Below are 24813 nucleotides of genomic sequence, written 5' to 3'. Positions count from 1 at the left end.
CCTGGTCATCCCGACGCCTACAATACGACCCAGACCCGTTACGGTCGATGACCGGCCGTCCCGATGTTCTCCATCGCAGCCCGAGACCGAGGTCGAGGTCCTTCCCCGTGGCGATCTACTTCAGTGACCGGTTTGTCTTGCCCCTGCCCGAGTGGCACCGCTTTCCGATGGCCAAGTACGCCCGGCTACGCGATCGCGTCGAACGCCTCGGCCTCGTGCCTCCCGAGCTGCTCCGAGAGCCTTCGGCCGCGACCGACCTGGAAATCCTCCGCGCCCACGAGCCAGACTACCTCGCCCGCGCCGTCTCCGGCCAATTCCATGCCGAGGAAGCCCGGGCGCTCGGCTTCCCCTGGTCGCCTCAGTTGATCGAGCGATCACGGCGATCGGCCTGCGCGACCATCGCCGCCGCCCGAGACGTGCTGACCGGCGACTCGTTCGGAATCAATCTGGCCGGCGGCACCCACCACGCCGCTCCCAACCGCTGCGCCGGCTACTGCGTGTTCAACGACTCGGCCATCGCCGCCCGAGCGATGCAGGCCGAAGGGCTCGCCCGCCGCGTCCTGATCGTCGATTGCGACGTGCACCAGGGAGACGGCACGGCCCTGATCTTCGCCGACGATCCGACCGTCTTCACCTTCTCGATCCACGGCGAACGCAATTACCCCTTGCGCAAGCCTCCCAGCGACCTCGACGTCCCGTTGCCCGACGGCACCGGCGACGACGCCTACCTCGCCGCCCTCGATGCCGGCCTGGCCGAGGCGATCGACCGTGCCCGAGCCGATCTGGCCATCTATCTTGCCGGGGCCGACCCTTACCAGGCCGACCGCTTCGGCCGGATGAAATTGACCATGCCCGGCCTCGAAGCTCGTGATCGCCTCGTCTTCGACGCGCTGCGATCCCGAGGCATTCCCGTCGCCGTGAGCATGGCCGGCGGCTATTCCGAAGATGTCGAGGACATCGTCACCATTCACTTCGCCACCGTGCGGCTGGCGGTTGAGGGCTTGCCCGGCTGACCGGCATCCTCGATCCCCGCTCGACGGCCCCTCCGCGCGGTGGCTATGCTGTCACTCAAGGGAGGTTTGCCCCGCAATCGCATGCTCCCCTCATCATGCCCGCCCTCTCCCGCCAACCCTTTTGTTGACGCATGCCGATGGACGCCACCACCCCTGCCCGATCGAAGCCCGACTACCACCTCGACCACAGCCATGCCGAGTTCGTCCGCGCCGGCCGGGTGATCCCCGGAGGGGTGAACAGCCCTGCCCGAGCCTTCGGGGCCGTCGGCGGCGAGCCTCCCTTCATGGATCGGGCCGATGGAGCCTACCTGTACGACATCGACGGCCACCAATACATTGACTACATCGGATCGTGGGGGCCGATGATCCTCGGCCACTGCCGACCCGAGGTCAACGCTGCCGTCACCGATGCCCTGGCGAAGTCCTCCAGCTTCGGCGCCCCGACCGTCCGCGAGGCCGAGATTGCCGAGGCCGTGGTTGAGGCCGTCCCCTCGATCGAGATGGTCCGCTTCGTCTCCTCCGGGACCGAGGCCGCCATGTCCGCTGTCCGCCTCGCCCGAGGGGTGACCGGGCGCAATAAAGTCATCAAGATGATCGGGCATTATCATGGGCACGTCGATGCCCTGCTCGTCTCGGCCGGATCGGCGGTCGCCACCCTCGGCCACCCGAACAGCCCCGGTGTCACTCCCGGCGCCGCGAGCGACACCATCCTCTGCCCGTTCAACGATGCCGCCGCCGTGGCCGATGCCTTCCAGCGCTTCCCCGACCAGATTGCCGCCGTCCTCCTCGAACCGGTCGCCGGCAACATGGGATGCGTCCCCCCTCGCCCCGGCTACCTCGAACTGCTCCGCGAGTTGACCGAGAAGAACGGCGCTCTGCTTTTCTTCGATGAGGTGATGACCGGCTTCCGCCTGGCCTACGGTGGTGCCCAGGAGCACTTCGGCATCACCCCCGATGTCACCTGCCTCGGCAAGATCATCGGCGGCGGCCTCCCCGCGGCGGCCTACGGTTCGTCCCGAGAGGTCATGACTCACGTCTCCCCCGTCGGCCCCGTCTTCCAGGCCGGGACCCTCTCCGGCAACCCGCTCGCCATGGCCGCCGGATTGACCACCCTGCGCTTGCTCAAGCAAGAGAACCCTTACCCGTATCTCGAATCGCTCACCGCCCGCCTCGAAGAGGGTCTCCGCCGCGCCGCCACCGATGCCAAGGTCCCACACTGCATCCAGCGTGTCGGCAGCATGATCACCCTCTTCTTCACCGAAGGCCCCGTCCACAACTTCGACGACGCCAAGCGTTCCGATACCGCCCTCTTCGGCCGCTTTTTCTGGGAGCTGCTCGCCCGAGGCGTCTACTTCCCCTGCAGCCAGTTCGAGGCCGCCTTCCTCTCCGCCGCCCACACCGAGGCCGACATCGACCACACCATCTCCGCCGCCCGCGAGGCCCTCAAGGCCGCGACCCATTGACACAGAGAGACGCAGCTCCAGCGTCCAGAACGCGTCGGGGGACGGAGCCCCAATCCGTACGAAGGTTGGGCTTCGTTCCCCGATTGGAAGTCTCGGAGGAGACTCCGCCCCCCGATCGGAACGGGATCACCCACCGGCAATCGCTTCTCGTTCGTTGCATCCCGACCTTGTCGCTCTGAATACCGTTGGTGGATCAACAGTCGGGTATTGGGGAATCCAACCCCTCTCACGCACGTGGTCACCGATCACGACCGATCCACGCCGCCCAGCTCTGCCCCGCGACTCCACGACCGAGCGGCGAGGCAGGTGGGCGCGATCAAGCAGACGGATCACGCAACGGGTCGGCCGGAGGCATCCCCTGGTCAGGCCAGTTCGGGCACCACGAACGGTTCGCGGTATTCGCGTTTCGAGAGCGCATTGGCCTCGGCGGCAAACTCGCCGACGAAGCGGCCCCGCTCCGCGTCGAGGGTCACCCAGGGTCCGAGGGTCGCGGGCGTATCGGCCAGGTCCACACCATTGCTGCGGAGATAGGCTCGGCAGCGTTCGAAGGCGTCGGCCAGCTCTGCGTTGCCCGAGACCGCGGCCTGAATGGCTTCGGGCGATGCCTGTGTCCCAATTCGGTGCGAGACATTGGCCATGTGGCAGCAGGCCGTCGAGTGGTGCCCCACGGTCGCCTCGGCCGTCAGGTCGTCTGCCTTCCGGCTACGGACGGCATCGAGGAAATTGGAGAGATGTGCATGTTCGATCTCGCCGGGGTTCTCACCCTGCCCGAGGTCCAGAATCCTCTTGCCCTGAGGGTCGTAGATTGCCCCGCCGGCGGTGTCGCCCGCGAAGTATCCCCCCTCGCAGTCGATCAGGATTCCACCGCTCCGGCCCCGATACTGACCGATCGCGCTCCGATCGTCGCCGGCAACCACGTTTCGGATCTCACAGATGAGGGGCGCCGGCTCGAAATCGAACAGCGCAAGGTGGGTGTTTGCCGTCTCGCCGCAGTCGTTGAACGCAAATCGGCCGCCGATGCTCATGGCTCTTGGGGGGGCTTGATCCTGCCCCAGAGCCCATCGGCACGCGTCGATCACATGAATGCCGTTGTTGCCCATCTCGCCGTTGCCGGTCTCCCAGAACCAGTGCCACTCGTAGTGCAATTGCTTGCGCATCAAGGGTTCGTTCGGAACCGGGCCGCACCAGAGGTCGTAATCGACGGTGGGCGGCGGCGAGGTGGGTGCATCGACCGTCCCGATGTCGTTGCGCGGCCGATACACCAGGGCGTGGGCGAATCGAATGGGACCGAACTCACCGCCTTGCAGACGGTCGAAGACCCCACGGAGAAACTGGCTCGACCGTCGTTGGGTGCCGACCTGAATCATACGCCCATACTTGCGAGCCGCCGCCACCATCTGCCGACCTTCCCAGAGGTCGTACGAAAACGGCTTCTCGACATACACATCCTTGCCCGCCTGGCAGGCCCAAATTGTCGCCAGGGCGTGCCAGTGGTTCGGCAAGGCAACAATAACCGCATCGACATCCTGACGATCGAGAACCTCGCGGAGGTCGCGGTGCGTTGCGGGTGTCTCGCCGTGGTTGCGGGCCGCCTCCAGCTCCCGGTCGATGTGGTCCTGGTCCACGTCGCAGAGGGCGACGATGTTGACGCCGTCGATCTGGCGGAGACGATTGATCAGTTGGTGTCCTCGGCCCCCCACCCCCCCGACCGCCGTGGTCGAGCCGAGCCCGATGACCGCAACATTCACCGCGTCGTTCGGACGGCTCGCCGGAAGTCCGGCCCCGAGCATCAGCCGCGGCATTCCCAGCGTCAGACCGGCCGTCACCGAACCTCTCAGAAAGCTCCGGCGCAGGATTGGCTTCATCGTGCTTGCTCACCAATGGTTTCGGGGAATTTCGGCGACGCCGGACGTGTTACGGTCCGAATCGGAGACGAGGAATCCCTGGCCGTCTCGCATCCATCCGTCTCTTGGAGCCTAGCTGGTGAGCGACGCCGTGTCGAGCCACCACCAGAGCGTGGCGTCCAACACCGCATTCGCGTTCGCCCATGCTTGCCACTCGATCTCCAGCGTCTTCCGTCCTGGCCCGTCACGGTCCTCAGGTCCATCGAGCGACATCAGCCGAGCCTCTCATCTACCGACATCCTGCCGACTCAGGTGGACTCCTGGTTGATCCACTTCGGAACGGGAGGAGGCGTGTAGACTTCCATCGCTGCGAGGAGCGTAACGGGCTGACGGGCAACGATCAGCATGGCCCGATGTTCGGGCTTGACGAACCGCTGCTCGACCAGACAATCAAGAAACGCGAGCATCGGTTGATAGAACCCCTCGACATCGAGCAGGCCGAACGGCTTGCGGTGCAGGCCAAGCTGTCCCCAGGTCCAGATCTCGAAGAACTCCTCCAGCGTGCCGATGCCACCCGGCAGGGCGAGAAATCCGTCGGCAAGATCGGCCATCATCGCCTTACGCTCGTGCATCGAGCCAACCACGCGGAGATCGGTCAGGGTGGAGTGCCCGACCTCACGATCGACAAGCGATTGCGGAATCACGCCGATCACCTTCCCCCCATGCGCCAGCGCCGCGTCGGCCAGCACGCCCATCAGGCCCACGCTGCCCCCGCCATACACGAGGGTTTTTCCCGACTCGGCCAGCAACCGCCCGAGCGCGGCCGCCTCCTCCCGATACGCAGGGTCGGCCCCCGGACTTGACCCACAAAACACGCAGACCGCTTGCACCATCGCCTCCGTGGTTGATCCGAGATGACGCCGCATCAGAGGCTTCGATCCTACGAGGTTCCCCAATGCCGAGGGAAGAGGGCTTGCACCCGGCTCATGATCATTTCGACAACGTCACCCACCCGGTAGGAATCCCATGCGCCGCACGATACCATCAAGGGATCGTCAGGTTTCGGACAACCCTCACCCGTCGGGAGATCCGATCATGAGCATCGCCGCATTCCTTACTGGTTTCGTGCTCGCCCTCTCTGGTGTGTTCCCGCCTCAGGACGTTGAGACGATCCCCTCCGTTGGCCCGACCGGCCCCATGCGTCAGGTCGCCACCGACTTTCTCTTTACCGAAGGCCCTGCCGCCGACACCCAAGGGAACGTCTATTTCACGGATGTTCGCGGCAACACCATTTATCGGATCGACCGAGACGGAAATGTCTCCCCCTTCCTGGAAAATTCCGAAGGGTGCAACGGCCTGATGATCACGCGCGACGGCCGTCTCATCGCCTGCCAGGGTGGCGGCAAGCGGATCATCGCCATCCATCCCGACTCGAAGGAAATCGACGTCATCGCCGACTCCTTCGAGGGCCAACCCTTCGACCGCCCGAACGACCTCGTGCTCGACCGCCAGGGAGGGATCTACTTCACCGATCCCGGCATCGGGGCCGTCTATTACATTGACGCCGAACGATCCGTCCATCGCATCCTCACCGACCTCCCCAGGCCCAACGGCATCCTCCTGTCTCCGGACGGTCGTACGCTTTATGTCCTTCCCTCGGGTACACCCGACGTCCTCTCCTATGTGCTCGCCGCACCCGGTAAACCCGGCGAGGCGGTTGTGCTTTGCCAGCTCGAACAGGCTCCCGGCACCGATGCCCGAGGTGGGGACGGTCTGACCGTCGACGATCGAGGCGTCCTTTACCTCACCCAGCCCTCGCTCGGCGCCATCCAGGTCGTCGCCCCCAACGGAAACACCCTCGGCTTCATCAAGGTCCCCGAGAACCCCTCCAACTGCGCCTTCGCCGGCCCTGACTTCAATACCCTCTACATCACGGCCCGCACCTCCGTTTATGCCGTGCCGATGGAGGCAAAGGGCTTCATTCTCGCCATCGCCGACGACCCGGAGTAATCCGCCGATGGAGTTGTTCCCTCCCGCCGACGCCACCCTCGCCGGCACGCTCGACGCCCTCCGCTCCGGTCGCACCTCTTGCCGCGAGGTGCTGGAACGCTGTCTTGATCGGATCGACGATCGTGAGCGCGAGGTCCGTGCCTGGGCCTTCCTCGACCGTGAGGGAGCCCGGGCGCAGGCCGATCAACTCGACGCCGATCACAAGGCCGGACGGCCGCTTGGCCCGCTCGGCGGCATCCCGATCGGCGTGAAGGACATCATCTACGTCGCCGGCTTGCCAATCGAGTACGGCGTCCCCGGCTATGTGGACTTGCTCTGCGCAAATCTCTCGGAAACCGAGGCAAACAAACTTCGCAGTTACAACATTCCCGAGCACGACGCCCCGATCGTCGCCGACCTGAAACGCCGAGGGGCCATCATCCTCGGCAAGGCCGTCACAACCCCGTATGCCTGGATCGATCCTCCCCCGACCCGTAACCCCTGGAACCTCGACCGCACCCCCGGCGGCTCGTCGAGCGGCCCGGCGGCGGCGGTCGCCTGCGGGATGTGCCTGGGTGCCCTGGGGTCCCAGACGGGAGGGTCGATCACCCGTCCTGCGTCCTTCTGCGGCATCGCCGGCTTCAAGCCGACGTATGGAAGTTGGAGCACCGAAGGCGTCTTCCCCCTCGCACAGAGTCTCGACCACCCGGGGCCGATTGCCCGGACGGTCGCCGACCTTGCGCTGCTGGCCAACATTCGCGCCACGCCTTCGGAAGTCCCCCTCACCATCGGCCGTCTGCGCCAGTGGTTCGACGAGCGGACCGAGCCCGCCATGCTCGACGCGATGGAGCACCTCACCGCCATCTTGACAGCCGCCGGCCACCGTGTCGTTTCCTCGACCCTGCCGAGGGAGTTCCCCGAAATCGCCGCGCATCATTTCACCATCCTCTCCGCGGAAGCCGCCGTCAATCACCGCCGGTCACTGACGCGTTCTCCCGCCTGTTATCCCCCCCGCATTCGGAAACTCGTCGAGGACGGCAAGCACGTCTCCCACGACGATTATCTGGCTGCGAGGGATTTCCAGAGGCTCGTTCGCGGCCTTTTCGAGAGCCATTTCGACGAGGTCGATGCCCTGCTCACCCCCGCCGCCCTCGGCCCCGCCCCCGGCCCCGAGACGACCGGCGATCCCGCCTTCAACTCCCCCTGGAGCTTCCTCGGCCTGCCGACAATTACCCACCCGATCGGCCTCTCGCCCGACGGCCTGCCGCTCGGGCTGCAACTGATCGGCCGGGCCGGTCCCGAGGGTGAAGCCGACCTGTTCGGCGTCGCCCTCCGTACCGAGTCCGCCCTTCGCCAGGCCGCCGGCGCCGGCGAACTCCCGCCCTTGCCTCGCCCCTGAACGAAGGACCGAACGAATGCCCCCATGCAAAATGCTTGCAATCCTCTTGATTTGCCTGGGCCTTGTTCCACTTGCAAAGGCCGACGAGGCCGACGAGGTCGCCGGCCTTCGCATTCCCCCCGGCTTCGTCGTCACCGAGTTCTCGGGCAGCGACCTGGCCAACGACATCCAGTGCATGACCATCGACCCCCGAGGCCGGGTCATCGTCTCCGGGCGCGGCTACACCCGCATCCTCATCGATGATGACGCCGACGGCCGCGCCGACCGTGCCCTCCCCTTCGCCGATGGTCCGAAGGATGGAGCGATGGGCCTGTTCTGGGAAGACGACTCCCTTTACGTCGTCGGCGATGGCGGCCTCCGTCGCTACGTCGATGCAGACGACGACGGTATCGCCGATGGCCCTTCCCAACTGATCCTCCCGATCAAGACCGGTGGCGAACACGATGCCCACGCCGTCCGCCGAGGACCCGACGGATGGCTTTATGTCATGGTCGGCAACTTTGCAAACGTCGATGAGTCGTATGCCTCCCTTCCCACCTCTCCCATTGCCAAACCCGTGGCCGGCTGTCTCATTCGGATTGCCCCCGATGGCAAGGGCACCGAGATCGTTGCCGACGGCTTCCGGAATGCCTACGACTTCGACTTCGGGCCCGAGGGCGAGATCTTCACCTTCGACTCCGACAACGAACGCTGCGTTTCCCTCCCCTGGTACGAACCGACTCGCTTCTATCATGTCGTTCCCGGTGGTCATCACGGCTGGCTCGGCCCCCAGCAGACCGACCTCTGGCGCCTCCCTCCCGAGATGGAGGACGTGGTGCCTCCCGTCGCCCCCATCGACCGCGGCTCACCCACCGGGGTTGTCTGCTACGACCACACAAACTTTCCCGCACACTATCACAACGGCATTTTCTTTCTTGATTGGACCTTCGGCCGTGTCTTCTTCGCTCGCCCGCAACCGGCAGGCGCCTCCTTCACCGCCAAGCCCGAGATTTTCCTCGCACCAAGCGGCACCGAAGGCTTTGCCTGGACCGACGCCGAGGTTCACCCGCACTCCGGCGAGCTTTACCTCTCCGTCGGCGGTCGAGGCACTCGCGGCGCGGTCTATCGCGTCCGATTCGTCGGTGATCTTCCGAACCGGACCGGAACCGTGGTTGCGGATTCCGCCCCCCGTTCCGAAACGCTTCCCTCAGGCGTCCTTCCTGAGGGCATCCCTCATGAACGATTGCTCAACGCGGCCGGATCGAACGATGCGCAGCAACGGCTTCGTGCCCTCGTCGAACTGAAGCGCCGACACCCCACCGTTCCCGCTGATTTGGTCTGCTCGGCACTTCGCCCCAACCTCGACCATCCCGACCGCCTCCTTCGCAACGCCTCGGCCGCGATCATCGCCAAACTCGATCCCGACTCCCGGTCGATGCTTCTGCAGCAGTCCACCACCCCGCAAGCGCGACTTACCATCGGGTTTGGTCTCACCCTCGATGCCCCGGAAACCGCCCTCGCCCTCGCCGCCGAGGTACTCGGATCTCCGAATTGCTCGGCCTCCACTGCCCTTTCAGCCACCCGACTCATTCAGGTCGCACTCGGGGGCCAACCCAACCCCGACCTGAAAGCAAGTGTCTGGGAAGGCTATTCCGCTCCCCGAGACATGACTACCGCCGGCCCACCGGCCACGACTCGTCGGCTCATCTCCGCCCTCATCACCCTGGAGACCCCTCCCGTCTCCCCCCTTGATCGGGAGCGGACGCGAACCCTTGCGATGCTCGCTTGCGACGACCCCGAGGCACTCTCACTCGTGGCTGACCGCTTGACCAGGACATCAGATCCTGTCAATGATCTCCACCATTTGATTGTTCTCGGCCGACTCCGTGCCCCTCGGTCGGATTCGGTGACCGAGCACGTGGCGAGCGCTCTGCTCGACCTCGACCGAAAACTCGACGCGAGGCACGCTCGACGCGATCGGAACTGGCCGCTTCGCGTGTCCGAACTGGTCGAGGGGCTTTTCGACCGTGATCCGAAGCTCGCCGACACGATGCTCCATCACCCGTCGTTCGGCCGCCCCGACCATGCCCTGTTTGCCCGCGTCGAGGGGTTCGACCTCCCTGCCGCTGCCGCTCGATTCCTCGATCGAGCCGATGCTGACCCCGATTTTGCCTGGAACGCCGAGGTGGTCGCCGTCCTGGCCGCTCATCCCGACGATCGGGCACGCTCCACGCTTCGATCCCTCTGGGGAACGCACGGTCTGGATGACTCGATCGTGCCCGTCCTGGCAAGCGATCCGATCCCCGAGGATCGTGCCAGGTTCCTCTCAGCCCTGCGATCCTCGCAAACCTCGACCCTGACCGCCGCCCTCGATGGGCTCGATCAGCTCGGCCCGCGCGACGATCCCGACGAACTGGTCACCCTGATCCGTACCCTTCGTCGTATCCCGGAAGGCCCGATCCGGTCGAAGATTGCGGAGCTCCTCACACGCGCAACTCATCATCCGTTTCACAACGACCCCACCGCCTGGACGTCCTGGTTTGCCAAGGCTTACCCCGATCGCTCCAACGCCTTGAGCGGGGCCGACGGAGTTGATGCCGCCGCCTGGTCCCGGCGGTTCGCGTCGATCGACTGGAACGCAGGAAACGCCGAGCACGGCCGATCCGTCTTCGATCGGGCTCAATGCTCCGCATGCCACTCTGGGAACCGGGCCGTCGGCCCCGACCTGAGTGGGATCACCGGCCGATTCTCACGAGACGATCTGCTCACCGCGATCGTCCAACCCTCGCGCGACATCGCCGACCGCTACCGGTCGCTCGTTGTGGCCACTGAGAATGGATCGATCTTTCAGGGAATCGTTATTTACGATGCCGTTGACTCCTTGATCCTTCAAACCGGCCCGACCGAAACCATCTCCCTCGACGGCGACACGATCGAGGAGCGTCGTCCCTCCGACCTTTCCCTCATGCCCGCCGGCCTGATCGACGACCTCTCGGATCAGGAGATCGCCGATCTCGACGCCTACCTGCGCTCCCTCTCCTCCTGAGTCGGATCGGCGGGTGTGAGCCTCGATCTTCGTTGGGATGTCCGGGGCCGCCTCGACCCCGGACCAACCCATTCCTAGGCGAGAATGTCGTGGATCGGGTTGCCGTGGTCGATGTCGAGGCGCTTGCGCCCCGGAATTTCGAGCCGGCGTGAGTCAAGGCCCATCAGGTGCAGCAAGGTCGCGTGCACGTCGGTCACATAGTGGGGGTTCTCGATGACGTGAAAACCAAGTTCGTCGGTCGCGCCGTGAACGATCCCCTTCTTGATCCCGGCCCCGGCAAACCAAATGGTGAAGGCGTGCGGGTGATGGTCGCGACCATTCGGCTTGGCGTAGGCGTCACGCACCTCAAGACCAGGGGTGCGGCCGAACTCGGTACAGCACACGACCACCGTTTCCTCGTCGAGCCCGCGCCGCTTCAAATCCCTGAGCAAGCCGGCCAGCGGCCGATCGACCCGAGCGCACGACCGGGCGTGCAGGTCGCGGAGCTGCGTGTGCGAATCCCACTCGCCATAGTCACTCAGATAGACCAGCACGAAGCGCGTTCCACGCTCGACCAGCCGGCGAGCGGCCAGCAAGCGACGGCCGTAAATGGCGTTCTGCTCTCGGTCGATGCCGTAAAGCCGCTCCGTCTCCGGATCCTCGGCCCCAAGGTCGAGCGCCTCGGGCACCGAGGCTTGCATCCGATAGGCAAGCTCATACGCCTTGATTCGCGCCAGTAATTGCTCGTCGTCCGGATACTCGACCCCGGAGAGGGCGTTCAGATCTCGGATGAATGCGAACTGTTCGCGCTGTTCGTCGGCCAAAATTCCCTCGGCCGGCGAGCCGAACGGCAAGGGAGCCCCCGGATCGAGCGAGAGTTCGACCCCGCCATGCTGGGGTCCAAGGTAGTGCGGATTGAAGTTCTCTCGAACCCTCATATCCGAGTACTTCCCGAGGAACACGAACTGAGGCAGGTTCTCATTCAGCGTGCCCAGACCATAGTGGATCCAGGAGCCGATACAGGGTTCTCTCGGGTCGAGCTTGTGGCGGCCGTGGTGAAACTGAAACTCGGCGGCGTGGTCGTTATCGGTCGAGTACATCGAGCGGACGAAGGCGATGTCGTCCACGCACGAGCCCAGCTCGGGCCACCAGTCCGACACCGCAATGCCCGACTCGCCGTGGCGGCGGAACCCGACCTGAAGCGGAAAAATCTCCGAATGCGTCCGATCTGCCCCCACCACGGCGCGCGATCGCTCGCGAAACAGCGGGTCCTCAAACGGGTTCGGATACGGCGTCTCGTCGTAGCTCTTGCCTGCGTAGCGGTTCAAGGCTGGCTTCGGGTCCCAGGTTTCCATGTGGCTGACACCACCGGAAAGAAAGACCCAGATGATGTTCTTCGCCCTCGGCGCAAAGTGCGGCCCCGGAGCCGACTGGCCCGCCGGGCTCGGGGCCTCGCCGCGGGCAATCCCCTCCTGGTTCAGCATCGAGCCCAGCGCCAGGCCGGTAAAACCGAAGCCGACGTCGGCCAGGAAGCTCCTGCGGCCGATTCGTCCACACGGGGGACCGGCGATCGAGGGGCGAGGGCGAGCACTCATGGGCGGGGCCTCCAGCATCAGTCCACGTCAAAACCGCGGTGAATCGGAAGGAAGAAACTGCGCCGAACATCCAGCAGTCGAGGACCAGGTACTCGGAAGTCAACGAATGGTCACAAAATCATGATGGTTCAACAACGCATGAATCAGATTCTCGTTCGCCCTCGTTCGAGGATCGGTCGAGGGTGGCGTGGCAGACCCGGCAACTTCGGGCAACTCCGCTCCTTCGAACAGGGCAATCTGCCGATCGAGAAACCCGCGACTGAGGGTGAGTTCCTCGTCCGACGGCGGACGAGACAGCACGCGTTCAAAGGCCGCTCGAATGAACGCACTTTCAGACCCTTCTGCCTCTGGATCACATGACGGGTCTGTTCCTAATTGCGCGGCGATTGTTCGGGCCATGTTCAGCGCCAGCTCGCTATTGGCCAGGGCGAGCGATTGCTGCGGCACGACCGACGTGGTGCGGCGGTAGCACTCGCCCGGGTCGGGCGCGTCGAACAGCTCAAGAAACTGCATTGACCCTTCACCGTGGTGGGCGAAGTACAGGCTCCGCCGCCGCGAGGTGAGCCCCTGCGCCTGATCGATCTCCGGCCCTCCTCGGGCCAGGTCGAGAACGCCGGCCACCTGGAGCAGGCTATCCCGAATCACTTCGGCCTCCATTCGGCCCGGCCGGAAGCGCCAGAGCGAGCGATTCTCGCGGTCGATTGCGGCGTTCGGGTGGTTGGGGTCGCTCGTGTGCGAGGCCATCCGATAGGCGGCACTCATCACAATCCGCCGATGCAGATGCTTCATTGACCAGGGCTCGACCCCGGGGCTCGACGGCTCCATCAATTCCACGGCGAGCCAGTCGAGCAGGCTTTGATTTGAGGGAGGCGCACCGTTGCGGCCGAAGTCATGCGGCGTGGGCACGATCGGCTCACCGAAATGCCAGCCCCAGAGATAATTGACCGCCACCCGAGCCGTCAGCGGATTGTCGCGTTGCGTCAGCCACCTGGCCAGCGCCGCCCGACGCCCGGTGCTTTGCTCGGGGTACGACGGAGACAGCGGCGTGTACGAGGTCGCGTCCGAGTCCAGGGCCCCTTCGGCCGTCTCAACCGCTTGCCGGGTGGTGGCGAGCCGTTGCTCGGCCTTCGCCAGAGCGTCTTCGGCGGCGTCGGCCTGATGACGCACCTGATGCTCAGCCTGCTCGGCCCCGGCCAGTTCGAGCCGGGCACGCGCCAGGGCCAGGGCTCGCTCACTTCGAGCCGCCGCGCGGGCGGCCTCGTCGGCATCCGCCTCACTCCGACCAAAGCGGGCGTCATCTGCGGCAATGCGAAGGCGGAGCGATTCCAGGTCTGCCTGGGCAACCTGTTCGGTTTCCTCGGCCACCTGAAGGGCAAGCTGCGCCGTGGTCAGCCCCTCGGGATCGGACTGCGCGTCGATCGCCTCCAGGGCCTGTCGAGCCGCCGTCAGGGCAACTTGAGCCTGGTCGAGGGCGGCTTGCCTCGTGTCGGTTTCTTCCTGACGCAGGAACGATTTCAAACCGGGATAGGCGGCCTCGTCCGGCAGGTCGATCGGCTCGAACTCAAAGTCTCCTCGCGTCAAAAACCGTGGCGGACCGGGAGGAATGGGCGGGCGGCCGGGAACGACGTTCCGAGCCTCGCCTCGGGTGTACAGGAAGGTTTCGGCGTCGAGTTTCTCGTCGAAGACCCGGACCATGCCCGAGGTGATCGGCTTGTACGCCTTGCCGTACTCATATTTGGGGTACGGTCCCGGATCGGGCTCGCCCGGAACACGGTCGTGCCTTAGCTCAATCGGCTCGAAGAAGGCCCGAAAGGCGAAGTAGTCTTCGTGCCGAATCGGATCATATTTGTGATCGTGGCAATGAGCGCAGTTGATCGTCAGTCCAAGAAACGCCTTCCCCGTATGCTCGACCGAGTCGGCCATCCACGTGTTGTAATTCCACCGGTAGAAATTCCGGACGACGTATCCGGTGGCGGGCAGTTCTTCCGGGTCGTCGGGGGCCAGCTCGTCGGCGGCCAGCATCATGCGCAGCAGGTGATCGTATCCGGCGTCCTCGTCGAGCTTGTTGACGATCCAGTCGCGCCATCGCCAGATCATGGCGTAGCTGTTCAGGACGTCGGGCACGGCGCGCCGGCCGTACCAGTCGGAGTACCGCCAGACGTCCATCCAGTGCCTCGCCCACCGCTCGGCGTGCCGGGGATCGGCCAGCAGACGATCGACCACGCGCTCATACGCAGCATCGGAGGGATCCGCCAGAAACTCAAGCAGTTCCTCCCGAGTCGGCGGCAGGCCGATCAGGTCGAGATAGACCCGACGGAGCAAGACATGAGGAGGAGCTTCATCCAGCGGTTCCAGTCCCAGCCGTTCGTGTTCGGCGGCGAGAAAGGCGTCGATCGGATCGCGAACCCAGCCAGCGCCGGAGTTGGGCACCTCGGGTCGGGTCGGGGCTTGAAAGGCCCAGTGCTCGCGGGGGTCGGGCTCGGGGGTCTCGTCGCTCGGCGCGGCGGCGCCGGCATCGATCCACGATCGAATGAGCGTCACCTGTTCGTTGGTCAGTGGTTCCCCCTCGGGAGGCATTCGGAGCGCTTCGTCGTGCTCGATGATCCGCTCAACAAGGGGGCTGAACTCGGACTCTCCCGGTTCGATCGCCGGGCCGCTATCTCCCCCTTCGAGCATGGCGGCCACCGTGTCGAGCCTCAACCCGGCCTGCTCCTTGAGCGCCCCGTGACAGGCGTAGCAACGCTCCTTGAGCAACGGCCGGATCTGCCCCTCGTAGGCCGCGAGGCCCGCGTCATCTGCCCGAACCACAGGAGCAACCATGGCGAGCAGGAGACCGAGAAACACCGCGACCGTTCGCGACATTCCGATCCCAGCACACCGACCGACCAGAGGTACGGGCCAGATCATCAACAGCGACCTCCCAAATTGTGAGGGTGGCTTCGTCGTGACCAGGGCACGATCCCGCTTCCCAGAGGGCGCAGCATCTCCCTTGATCATCTCTTGTTTAACTTGTACCGCACGACGCCGAGACTTCCAAGGGAAAAGTTCAACACCGCCCGCGAGCATCCAGGTCATTGACGCGAGCCGACACTCTTCGATGATGGGAAGATCGTGGCAACGGATTCGCGGCCGTGGGGGCAAACCTGGTGAGTCTTTTCGCCAAACCGCGCGCAGCGATTGGACGATCGAGGACAATCGGATGGACGGCGAAGCCTTGCGTGCCCTGCAGGCGCCGATCAAGGCGACCTATCGCGATCATCCCGAAGCGGCCCAGCTCACCCTCTCGGCCCGAGGGACACTGGTGGGCGATGCCCTGACCTGCCGGGTCGAGGCCACCGGTGGCCAGGTCGATGCCGGTTTGCATCCGGCGACCGGCGGAGACGGATCGGCGGCCTGTTCCGGCGCGATGCTCCTCGAAGCGCTCGTCGCCTGTGCCGGAGTGACCCTCCGCGCCGTCGCCACCGCAATGGGCATTCCGATCCGAGGCGGCTCGGTCATCGCCGAGGGAGACTGGGACGCCCGCGGCACCCTGGGCGTCGACAAGGCCGCTCCGGTCGGCTTCCCCCGCGTCCGGCTTCGGTTCGAGGTCGAGAGCGACGCCACCGACGAGCAGCTTGCCAAACTCCTGAGCCTGACCGAACGCTATTGCGTCGTCGCGCAGACCTTGAAAAACCCTCCCGAGTTGACGAGCGAGATCGTTCCCAACCGCCCGGCCGACCGCTAGGATGGCCTCGTTCGACGCATCTTGATGAATTTCCCCCGACGATCTCGCCTCGAGCCTTTGCCAAGGGAGCACCGAACCGATGGCCCAGGGACTTGAAACCGCGCCTCGCGTACCGACCGATCTGGCCAGCCGCCTCCTCATCGACAACGAATGGGTCAGCCCCAAGGGAGGCGACTCGTTCGACACCTACAACCCCGCCACCGGCGAGGTGATCGCCAGCGTGGCCGCCGCCTCGGCCGACGACGTCGATCGCGCCGTCCGGGCCGCCCGGCGAGCCCTGGAAACCGGCCCCTGGGGATCGATGGACGCCGCCGAGCGCGGCAAGCTGATGTACGATCTGGCCGACCTGATCGAGCGCGACGCCGAGGCCCTCGCCCAGCTCGAATCGCTCAACTGCGGCAAGACGATCCGCGATGCCCGCGGCGACCTCAACGGCGTCATCTACACTCTGCGCTACTATGCCGGGTGGGCCGACAAGATCGAAGGCCGCACGGTCCCGGTGCGCGGCAACTTCCTGTCGTATACCCTGCGGCAGCCGATCGGCGTCGTCGGTCAGATCATCCCCTGGAACTTCCCGCTCCTGATGCTCGCCTGGAAGTGGGGCCCGGCCCTGGCCTGCGGCAACACGATCGTCCTGAAACCGGCTGAGCAAACCCCGCTGACCGCCCTGAAGCTCGGCGAGTTGGCGATCGAGGCCGGCTTCCCCGCCGGTGTCATCAACATCCTCAACGGCATGGGCGAGACGACCGGAGACGCCATCGTCCGCCACCCGGATGTCGATAAGATTGCCTTCACGGGCCACGTCGATACGGCCAAGATCATCCAGAAGAACGCGGCCGACACCCTGAAGCGCGTGACCACCGAACTCGGCGGCAAGAGCCCGAACGTCATCTTTGCCGATGCCGACCTCGACGAGGCCGTGGCCGGCGCCTTCCACGCCATCTACTTCCACGGCGGCCAGTGCTGCACGGCCGGCAGCCGCCTGTTCGTCGAGCGGAGCATCCGCGACGAGTTCGTCGAACGCCTGGCCGAACGGGCCAAGGTCCGCAAGATCGGCGACCCGCTCGACCCCGACACCGAGCAAGGCCCGCAGGTCTCTCAGGAGCAGATGGACAAGATCCTCGGCTACGTCGAGTCGGGCCAGAAGCAAGGGGCCCGCGTCGTCTCGGGCGGCAAGCGCATCGGCGGTTCCGGCTTCTACGTCGAGCCGACCATCTTCGACGACGCTCGTGAAGACATGGACATCGTCCGAGACGAAATCTTCGGCCCCGTCGTCACCGTCCTGCCCTTCAACGATGTCGACGAGGTCGTCGAGCGCGCCAACCGCACCCATTACGGCCTCGCCGCCGGCGTCTGGACCAAGGACATCGACAAGGCCCACCTCTACGCCAAGAAGGTCAAGGCCGGCACCGTTTGGGTCAACTGCTACCACGTCGTCGAGCCCACCACCCCCTTCGGCGGCTTCAAGATGTCTGGCCAGGGCCGCGAAAACGGCGAGGCCGCCCTGGAACACTACACCGAACTGAAGACCGTGACCGTCAAGCTCCACGGCTGACCGTCATCCGATCCGCCGGTCCCCGGGGCACCCTGGGGACCGGCCTTCCAGGCCGCATTTGTCGATCACACTTCCTCGCCACCTTCTCCGCAACGGCGCCGGAATTGCATAGACGGAACCCATCTCACCAGGCCCCCGCGACCCTGCCGTTAAGCCCATCGAGATAAAACACGTCTCGATGGTTCCGAAATCCGCACCGTTCTTCTCAAAGACGAGGGAGTTCCGATGGCTCCGGACTTTGTCATCTTCGGCGCCGCGGGCGATCTGACCTCCCGCTATTTGATGCCTGCGCTTGTTCATGTCATCAAGGCAGGTTATCTTGACCCAACGGTCTCCATCCTCGGCGTGTCTCGCCAGGACTGGACTCCCCAGCAGTTCCGCCGGCACATTGCCGATCGCCTGCAGCAACACGCCGCCGATGCTGATCCCGAGATCATCGCCAACCTGCTCGACCGCCTCGACTATCGCCAGGCCGACGTCACCGACCGCGCTGCCCTTTCCTCGGTCTTTCATCAGGTCAAAGGACCGGCAATCTCCTATCTGGCGCTCCCCCCCAGCCTGTTCATTCCGACGGTCGAAACCCTCTCCGACCTCGATCTTCCCCGAGGGAGCCGGATCGTCGTCGAAAAACCGTTCGGCACCGACCTCGAATCGGCCAAGCGGCTCAACCGCCTGATCCACGACTCATTCGACGAGGGGGCCGTCTTCCGCGTCGATCACTTCCTCATGAAGCAGACGATCCAGAACATCCTCGGCCTCCGCTTCGCCAACCGCATCTTCGAGATGCTCTGGAACCGCGATCACATCGAACGGGTCGAAATCACCTGGGACGAAACCGTCGCCCTCGAACGCCGCGCCTCCTACTACGACCGCTCCGGCGCGCTCCGCGACATGATCCAGAATCATTTGCTTCAATTGCTCACCCTGGTGGGGATGGAACCCCCCGTCTCGCTCGACGCCCGAGAACTGCGCGATCGCAAGGTCGCAGTCCTCCGCGCTGTCCGTCGCTACACTCCCGACGAGGTTGAACGCTTCACCCATCGCGCTCGCTACACGGCCGGTCAGGTCGGCGCCGTGCCATTGCCCAACTACACCGACGAGGACGGCGTTGATCCCGAACTCCGCACCGAAACCTTCGCGCAGGTCACGCTTCATCTCGACAACTGGCGATGGTCCGGCGTGCCGTTCGTCCTCCGCTCGGGCAAGGCGATGGCCGCCGATCGTCACGAAATCGTCGTCCACTTCCGGCCTGTCCCGCACCTCGCCTTCGAGCAGAGCCCTCCCCCGCCGAACGTCCTCCGCCTCCAACTCAACCCCGACCGCATGTCGCTCGGCGTGAACATCAACGGGCCGGGCAATCCGTTCGACCTCGAACGTGTCGAACTGAAAACCGACTGCTGCCGACAGGACCTTCCCGCCTATGCCCGCCTCCTGCTCGACGTGATCGAGGGCGACACCATGCTCTCGATCCGAGACGACGAGGCCGAGGAGTCCTGGAGCATCGTCGAGCCGATTCTCAACGCCTGGTCCGAAGGCCGCGTCCCCCTGCTCGAATACCCAGCCGGCTCGACCGGCCCCAACCTCGCCTGACCCCTTCCATTCCGCTCGAACCCCGCCCTCCAGCGCCGCAAGGCTCCACCCGACGCCCCCTCAGGGCCTCCAATCCCGCCCCTTGCCTCACGGCCTCGGATCGGTTCCATTAAGACGCACCTCGGCGCCTCTCGTCTCGATTCTCAAGGGACACTCGCCATGTTTCCTCGCGTCTTGATGTGCGCAATTGTCCTCATTCCCCTCTCGGCCCGATCGCAAGACGACCGAGCCCGGCCCACCCGCCCTCCGGCCGACTCTCCCATCGGCTGGCACGCTTCCGGTCACTCCGGAGCCGTCGTCGCCGGCGGCGCCGAGTCGGTCGAGGCCGGCATGACGATCCTGCAACAGGGCGGCAATGCCATCGACGCCGCGGTCGGCACCTTGCTGGCCCTGAGTGTCACCGATGCTCACCTGTTCTGTTTCGGCGGCGAGGTTCCCATTCTCATTTATGATGCCGAGCGCGGCGTGGTCGAATCGATCGCCGGCCAGGGGGCCGCGCCTCGCCTGGCCACCCTCGAACACTTTGCGGCCAAAGGGGGCATTCCCCGATCCGGCATCGAATCGGCCGCCGTCCCCGCCTTCCTCGACGCCTGCCTGACCGCGCTCGACCGCTCCGGCACCATGTCCTTCACTCAGGTCGTCGCCCCCACCCTCCAGATCCTCGACCGCGGCGAACACCCCTGGCACGCCGACCTCGCCCGCACGCTCCGACGCCTCGTCGAGGCCGAGGCCGCCGCCTCCGACCGCCGCCAGGGGCTCCGCCTCGTGGCCGACTGCTTCTATCGCGGCCCGATCGCCGTCGAGCTTGACGCCTGGTCCCGCGCTCACGGCGGCCTGATTCGCTACTCCGATCTCGCCACCCACGTCACCCGAGTCGAGGAACCCGTCTCCCTCGACTATCGCGGCCATCGCATCCTCAAGTGCGGCCCGTGGACCCAGGGTCCGGCCTTGCTTCAAGCACTCCAACTGCTCGAAGGTTTTGATCTTCCCTCCCACTCCCCCGGCGCCTCCGACGCCATCCACCTCCAGACCGAGGCCCTCAAGCTCGCCTTTGCCGACCGCGACGAGTTCTACGCCGACCCTCTCTTTGCTCCCGTTCCTTTGAATCTGCTTCTGGACCCCGATTATGCGAACGCCCGCCGCGCCCTGATCGACCCCGCTCGCGCCTCGCTCGACCGCATTCCCGGCGACCCCGCCTCCGGCCAGCCCCGGCTCGATCCCGAGCGATCGACCGTTCAGGTCGGCGACGACGGCCCATCGCTCGACACCACCACCTGCATCGTCGCCGATGCGGCCGGAAACGTCGTCGCGGCCACCCCGAGCGGTTGGTCAGGCGTTCTGGCCGGCGACACCGGCGTCTGGCTCGGCTCTCGCCTCCAAAGCTTCAACACCTGGCCCAACCACCCCAACGTCATCGAGCCCGGCAAGCGCCCCCGTATCACCCTTACGCCGACGATCGTCCTCAAGAATGCCCAGCCTGTCATCGCCGTCAGCGTCGCGGGGGGCGACGCGCAGGATCAATCGACCTTACAGATGCTCACCAACCTGATTGATTTCGAGCTCTCTCCGTCCGAGGCTGTCACGGCCCCCCGCTTCAATTCCGAGCACCTTGTCGGCTCGTTCGGCCAGCCTGCCCCCGAGCTGGGCGTTCTTCGGATCGACCCCCGCGTCGGCGACGAGGTCCTGGCCGATCTCGAAGCCCGCGGCCACATCATCCAGCCCACACAGGCTCCCGTCGGCTCGAACCCGACCGTCCTCCGCATCCACCCCGAGACCGGCCTGCTCGAAGCCGCCGGCTGCCCCGACTCCCGACGCCACGCCGCCGCTTACTGATTGACTTCATCGAGGCCCTATCATGATTGCACTCCGCTCCCTCCTCGCCCTCGCCCTGCTTCCAACCCTGCTCGCGGCCAGCCCGCCCGACGATGAACCGTTCGACCTCATCATCCGGGGCGGTCGGATCATCGACGGCACCGGCAACCCCTGGTACGCCGGCGATCTCGGCATCAAAGGGAACCGCATCGCCGCCGTCGGCCTCATCCCCGACGACGCCGAAACCGCCCGCACGATCGACGCCACCGGTCTCGTTGTCGCTCCCGGTTTTATCGACATCCACTCGCATTCCGACTTCGTTCTTTTTGAAGACGGAGGCGCCGAATCAAAAATCCGCCAGGGAGTCACCACCGACATCCTCGGCGAACACACCTCCGGCGGCCCCTTCGCCGAGCCTCGTGAGCTGACCATTGACGGCCAGACCGTGTCCATCTCCTCCCTGGCCGATTACTTCGACGCCATCGAGCGCTCCGGCATCGCGATCAACGTCGCCTCCTACGTTGGCCTCGGAAACATCTGGCAGGCCGTCATGGGCGACTCGTTCGACCGCCCGACCGAGGAGCAATTCCAGGCCATGGAAGCCCTGCTCGATCAGGCCATGCAGGACGGCGCCCTCGGCCTCTCGACCATGCTCATGCACCCGCAATCGCTCGGCACCCAGACCGACGACATCGTCCGCCTCGCTCGCGTGGTGGCAAAACACGGTGGCATCTACTCCTCGCACATCCGCACCGAGGGGCTCGGCGTGCTCGACTCCATTGCCGAGGCCATCGCCATCGGCGAACAGGCCGGGCTACCCGTCGACATCATTCACCTGAAGATTGCCGAGCAAACCCTCTGGGGCCGGATGCCCGAGATCGTCGCCATGATCGACGCCGCCCGCGCCCGGGGTGTCGACGTTCAGGCGAATGTTTATCCCTACACCCGAGGCAATAACAACCTCGTCAGCATCATCCCCCCCTGGGCCCACGAAGGGGGCCGCGACGCTCTGCTTGCCCGCCTGGCCGATCCCGACACCCGCCCTCGCCTCAAGCAAGACATCCTCCAGGGCATTCCCGGCTGGTACAACCACTATCTTGCTGTCGGCGGCGACTGGTCTCGCATGCTCATCTCTGAGCGCCTCAGTCCGGAAAATGCCCGGTTCGAGGGGCAGACAATGGACGTCATCCTGGCCGGCCTCGCGGCCGATCGCCAGCCCGCCCCCGACGCCCTCGATCTGCTGTTCGACTTCCTCATTGCCGAGGGCGGCTCGATCGGCTGCATCTACGCCCACCACACCGACGAGGACATGACCCTCGCCCTCCGGCAACCCTGGTGCTCGATCGGCTCCGACGGCTCGGCCCTGGCCATCTCCGGCCCGCTCCGCCGCGGCCATCCCCACCCGCGCAACTTCGGTACCTTCCCCCGCGTCCTGGGCGTTTACGTCCGCGAACAGGGGTTGCTCACCCTCGAAGAGGCCATCCGCAAGATGACCTCCCAGAACGCCTGGAAGGTCGGCCTCACCGACCGCGGCCTCCTCCTGCCCGGCCTTGCCGCCGACGTGACCGTCTTCGACCCCGATCAGGTCATCGACCGATCCACCTATCTGGAACCCTTCCAGTACTGCGAGGGCATCACCCACGTCTTCGTCAACGGCCGCCTCGTCCTCGATTCCGGCCGCTCGACCGGCGATCGGCCCGGCCTCGCCCTGCGCCCCGTTCGTCCCTGAGCCCTCGCTCGATCGCACTTCCGCGTGGCCAACTTAATCGGCCTCTCGATCCATCCCCTCACCCGGCCTTCGCCCACCCGCTCCCCGCTGCCGTGGGCGAGGGCTGATTCTCCAACTCCCTCTCCCCGCGAGCGGGGAGAGGGTTGGGGTGAGGGGTCTTCGTCCACATCGCAACGCTCGCGTTCATTACCTCACCTCCGGCCCGCGCTGGAATCCTCCTGATCCCGCTCCTCTCGTCGCCGTGGGCCTCCCTCGGCACGCCATTCCACACGGAACTCCGTCAACTCGACAAACCAATCCCCGTCGTTCCTTTGGGGTCAACCGTCCATCGATGTGATCCCCACTGAAACCCTCCCCGCTTGCCCCTCTGCCCACTCGCGCTGACCCCAGCACTTCGGTTCCAGGGCACAGCCAACGCCCCCGACTCCACCTCACCCGCATCTCGTTGGGGCAGAACACACCGACCAATTCGCCTCGTCCTCGATCCCCGGCCGTCCTCTCCGGATGCTCGGCTCCGTGATCGTTCCGCGCCCCTGGCACGCTTGCTCATCCTCCGCCCTCCTTCGCAACCATCCCTCCGACGCGATCCGTTTTCCAGGGCTTCGGCTCCCGCCCCGTACCAACTGTCATCCTCCTCCGCATTAGGCCCACGCGTTGCCAAAACGAACCACTGTCTCTCCAAAACATCACCCTGGCGCGGCGTTTGTTATGCCGAGTTGACTGCATGCAACATTTCGCCGTATCGTCCGCGGCTTCGCGTCAACGCGTCTTGATTCGATCAGGCTTCTCCGAACACTGGAAACGTCGGTCGATGCACGGCGCTGTGCGGATGGAAACCCGATGGATCGAGGACGTAACGGCGCTCTGATGTTGCATGGTTGCTCACTTCATGATTTCACTGGACCAATGAGTTTCACCCCTGATGCTGACCTCTCGTTCGCTTTCTCTTGTCGCCTTGATGACCCTGCTCGGCGCTTCGGCGGCCAGCGCCGACCCAGTCTATGGGACTGCCGCCGACCTGACGGGCTCTCGAACCGAAGCCAACCTGGTCCTCCTGACAAACACGTCCAGCGGACCCAACCTGAGTGACTACGCCGGGAAATCCCTCAACATCTCCTGGGAAATCACCCAACTCAACAAGTCTGCGTTTTCGTATACCTACACCTTCACCGGCTTCACCCAGCCCACCATCAGCCACATCATTCTCGACCTGACCGACGATGCCGTCATCCCTCAGGTCGATCCAAAGGCCGTGACCGAAACCACGTTTAATGGCTCATCTGACGGCGTGGATCTGATCTTCGGCGAGTTCGAGTCCAACCCCCAAAATTCCGGTGGGCCTGGCGGCAGCAATCCCGGCTTCCCGGTCGGTCCCACGATCGTGGGAGTGAAGTTCGAGGGCATGGACAGCCTCGACCCCCTGGTCATCTCCTTCACGTCGAACCGGGCTCCGGTCTGGGGAAACGTCTACGTCAAGGGCGGCAACAACGGCTTCGCGTACAACGCGGGACTGCTCGATCTGAACTCGACTGATGTGCTTGACTTCATCGCCCGCCCCAACGGCGTGGTGCCCGAGCCCTCGTCACTGGCCCTGTGCGGCACCGCAGCCCTCGCCGGTCTCGGCCTGGGCGTGCGTCGCCTACGTCGCCTGCGTCGCCGCGGTTGATCGCTCGGCGCTCCCCCGGCGTCCCACGGTCATCAGAATCTCCGTTCGAGCCGCTCTGCACCGACGCGGAACGCGATGCGACGCCGCATCCGAACGGCCTGGCTCATCCCTGATTGACCCACGCTCCTGACCAGGAACACCGCTCGATTCAATCTCGGGCGATCTCCCCTCGGCTCGGTCCTCTTGCACTGACGACCCCCACCCCCTGTCCTTCTCGGACTCGGGGCTCGGGGGTCGTCGCCGTGCGCGCTGGCGCTCGGGAACCGTCCGCTCATCCCCTTCCCTTCCCCGCCTCCACTCCCTTCTTTGCCTCGCCTCCCGATCCCGAAAACCAGCCGTGGCTTTTCACTTTGAGTGACTGAGCCTCCCCGATTTCCCGATGCTCTTGTTGCAGGAATCATCCTCCCCGCCTCGGCCGACGGCACCGCAT

The 24813-nt window shown here is 65.3% G+C and carries 16 protein-coding genes; 11 read left to right on the top strand and 5 right to left on the bottom strand.

Going from position 1 to position 24813, the window contains the following annotated elements:
* Positions 1–107 precede the first annotated feature (107 nt).
* Both GA615_RS02115 and hemL read left to right on the top strand, forming a co-directional pair.
* A complete protein-coding gene (locus GA615_RS02115) occupies positions 108–1013 on the top strand; it encodes a histone deacetylase family protein (RefSeq protein ID WP_152049590.1) in 906 nt (301 codons plus the stop codon).
* 137 nt (positions 1014–1150) lie between these two features.
* The gene (gene hemL / locus GA615_RS02110) at positions 1151–2476 is read left to right on the top strand and encodes a glutamate-1-semialdehyde 2,1-aminomutase (RefSeq protein WP_152049589.1); all 1326 of its coding nucleotides are present in this window, start codon (positions 1151–1153) and stop codon (positions 2474–2476) included.
* Positions 2477–2838: 362 nt separating this feature from the next.
* Here the strand turns inward: hemL and GA615_RS02105 are convergent, their stop codons facing one another.
* The 3 genes from GA615_RS02105 to GA615_RS02100 all read right to left on the bottom strand — a co-directional run bounded on the left by GA615_RS02105 (position 2839) and on the right by GA615_RS02100 (position 5246).
* On the bottom strand, positions 2839–4341 hold the full coding sequence (locus GA615_RS02105) for a Gfo/Idh/MocA family protein (protein ID WP_152049588.1): 1503 nt from the start codon (positions 4339–4341) through the stop codon (positions 2839–2841).
* A gap of 111 nt (positions 4342–4452) precedes the next feature.
* Complete coding sequence (locus tag GA615_RS27320) at positions 4453–4593, bottom strand: hypothetical protein (protein ID WP_161602115.1); 141 nt, start codon at positions 4591–4593, stop codon at positions 4453–4455.
* Positions 4594–4628: 35 nt separating this feature from the next.
* Positions 4629–5246, bottom strand: coding sequence for an LOG family protein (locus tag GA615_RS02100; RefSeq protein ID WP_235905001.1), 618 nt, complete (start codon positions 5244–5246; stop codon positions 4629–4631).
* A 169-nt stretch (positions 5247–5415) separates the two neighbouring features.
* Between GA615_RS02100 and GA615_RS02095 the strand changes: the two genes are divergently transcribed.
* Genes GA615_RS02095 through GA615_RS02085 form a run of 3 tightly spaced genes read left to right on the top strand, consistent with a single transcriptional unit; the run spans position 5416 to position 10733 of the window.
* A complete protein-coding gene (locus GA615_RS02095) occupies positions 5416–6330 on the top strand; it encodes an SMP-30/gluconolactonase/LRE family protein (RefSeq protein ID WP_161602114.1) in 915 nt (304 codons plus the stop codon).
* A gap of 7 nt (positions 6331–6337) precedes the next feature.
* A complete protein-coding gene (locus GA615_RS02090; RefSeq protein WP_161602113.1) occupies positions 6338–7708 on the top strand; it encodes an amidase in 1371 nt (456 codons plus the stop codon).
* A 16-nt stretch (positions 7709–7724) separates the two neighbouring features.
* On the top strand, positions 7725–10733 hold the full coding sequence (locus GA615_RS02085) for a DUF7133 domain-containing protein (RefSeq protein WP_152049585.1): 3009 nt from the start codon (positions 7725–7727) through the stop codon (positions 10731–10733).
* Between the two features lie 74 nt (positions 10734–10807).
* Here GA615_RS02085 and GA615_RS02080 read toward each other — a convergent pair whose 3' ends face one another.
* Complete coding sequence (locus GA615_RS02080; RefSeq protein ID WP_152049584.1) at positions 10808–12307, bottom strand: DUF1501 domain-containing protein; 1500 nt, start codon at positions 12305–12307, stop codon at positions 10808–10810.
* A 99-nt stretch (positions 12308–12406) separates the two neighbouring features.
* The gene (locus tag GA615_RS02075) at positions 12407–15214 is read right to left on the bottom strand and encodes a DUF1553 domain-containing protein (protein WP_235904999.1); all 2808 of its coding nucleotides are present in this window, start codon (positions 15212–15214) and stop codon (positions 12407–12409) included.
* A gap of 292 nt (positions 15215–15506) precedes the next feature.
* Between GA615_RS02075 and GA615_RS02070 the strand changes: the two genes are divergently transcribed.
* The 6 genes from GA615_RS02070 (at position 15507) to GA615_RS02045 (ending at position 24383) form a co-directional block, all read left to right on the top strand.
* On the top strand, positions 15507–16031 hold the full coding sequence (locus tag GA615_RS02070; protein ID WP_152049582.1) for an OsmC family protein: 525 nt from the start codon (positions 15507–15509) through the stop codon (positions 16029–16031).
* A 79-nt stretch (positions 16032–16110) separates the two neighbouring features.
* Positions 16111–17586 carry an aldehyde dehydrogenase family protein gene (locus tag GA615_RS02065; RefSeq protein WP_152049581.1) on the top strand — a complete coding sequence of 492 codons (1476 nt, stop codon included), beginning with the start codon at positions 16111–16113 and terminating at the stop codon, positions 17584–17586.
* 225 nt (positions 17587–17811) lie between these two features.
* Entirely contained in the window at positions 17812–19176 is a 1365-nt protein-coding gene (locus GA615_RS02060; protein WP_152049580.1) for a glucose-6-phosphate dehydrogenase, read from the top strand.
* Positions 19177–19335: 159 nt separating this feature from the next.
* A complete protein-coding gene (locus GA615_RS02055; RefSeq protein ID WP_152049579.1) occupies positions 19336–21009 on the top strand; it encodes a gamma-glutamyltransferase family protein in 1674 nt (557 codons plus the stop codon).
* A gap of 22 nt (positions 21010–21031) precedes the next feature.
* Positions 21032–22717, top strand: a complete 1686-nt coding sequence (locus tag GA615_RS02050) for an N-acyl-D-amino-acid deacylase family protein (RefSeq protein ID WP_152049578.1) — start codon at positions 21032–21034, stop codon at positions 22715–22717.
* A gap of 922 nt (positions 22718–23639) precedes the next feature.
* Complete coding sequence (locus GA615_RS02045) at positions 23640–24383, top strand: PEP-CTERM sorting domain-containing protein (protein WP_152049577.1); 744 nt, start codon at positions 23640–23642, stop codon at positions 24381–24383.
* The last annotated feature ends 430 nt before the right edge of the window (positions 24384–24813 follow it).

Source organism: Tautonia marina (assembly GCF_009177065.1).
Taxonomy (GTDB): Bacteria; Planctomycetota; Planctomycetia; order Isosphaerales; family Isosphaeraceae; genus Tautonia; species Tautonia marina.
This window is presented reverse-complemented; position numbering and strand designations above follow the sequence as displayed.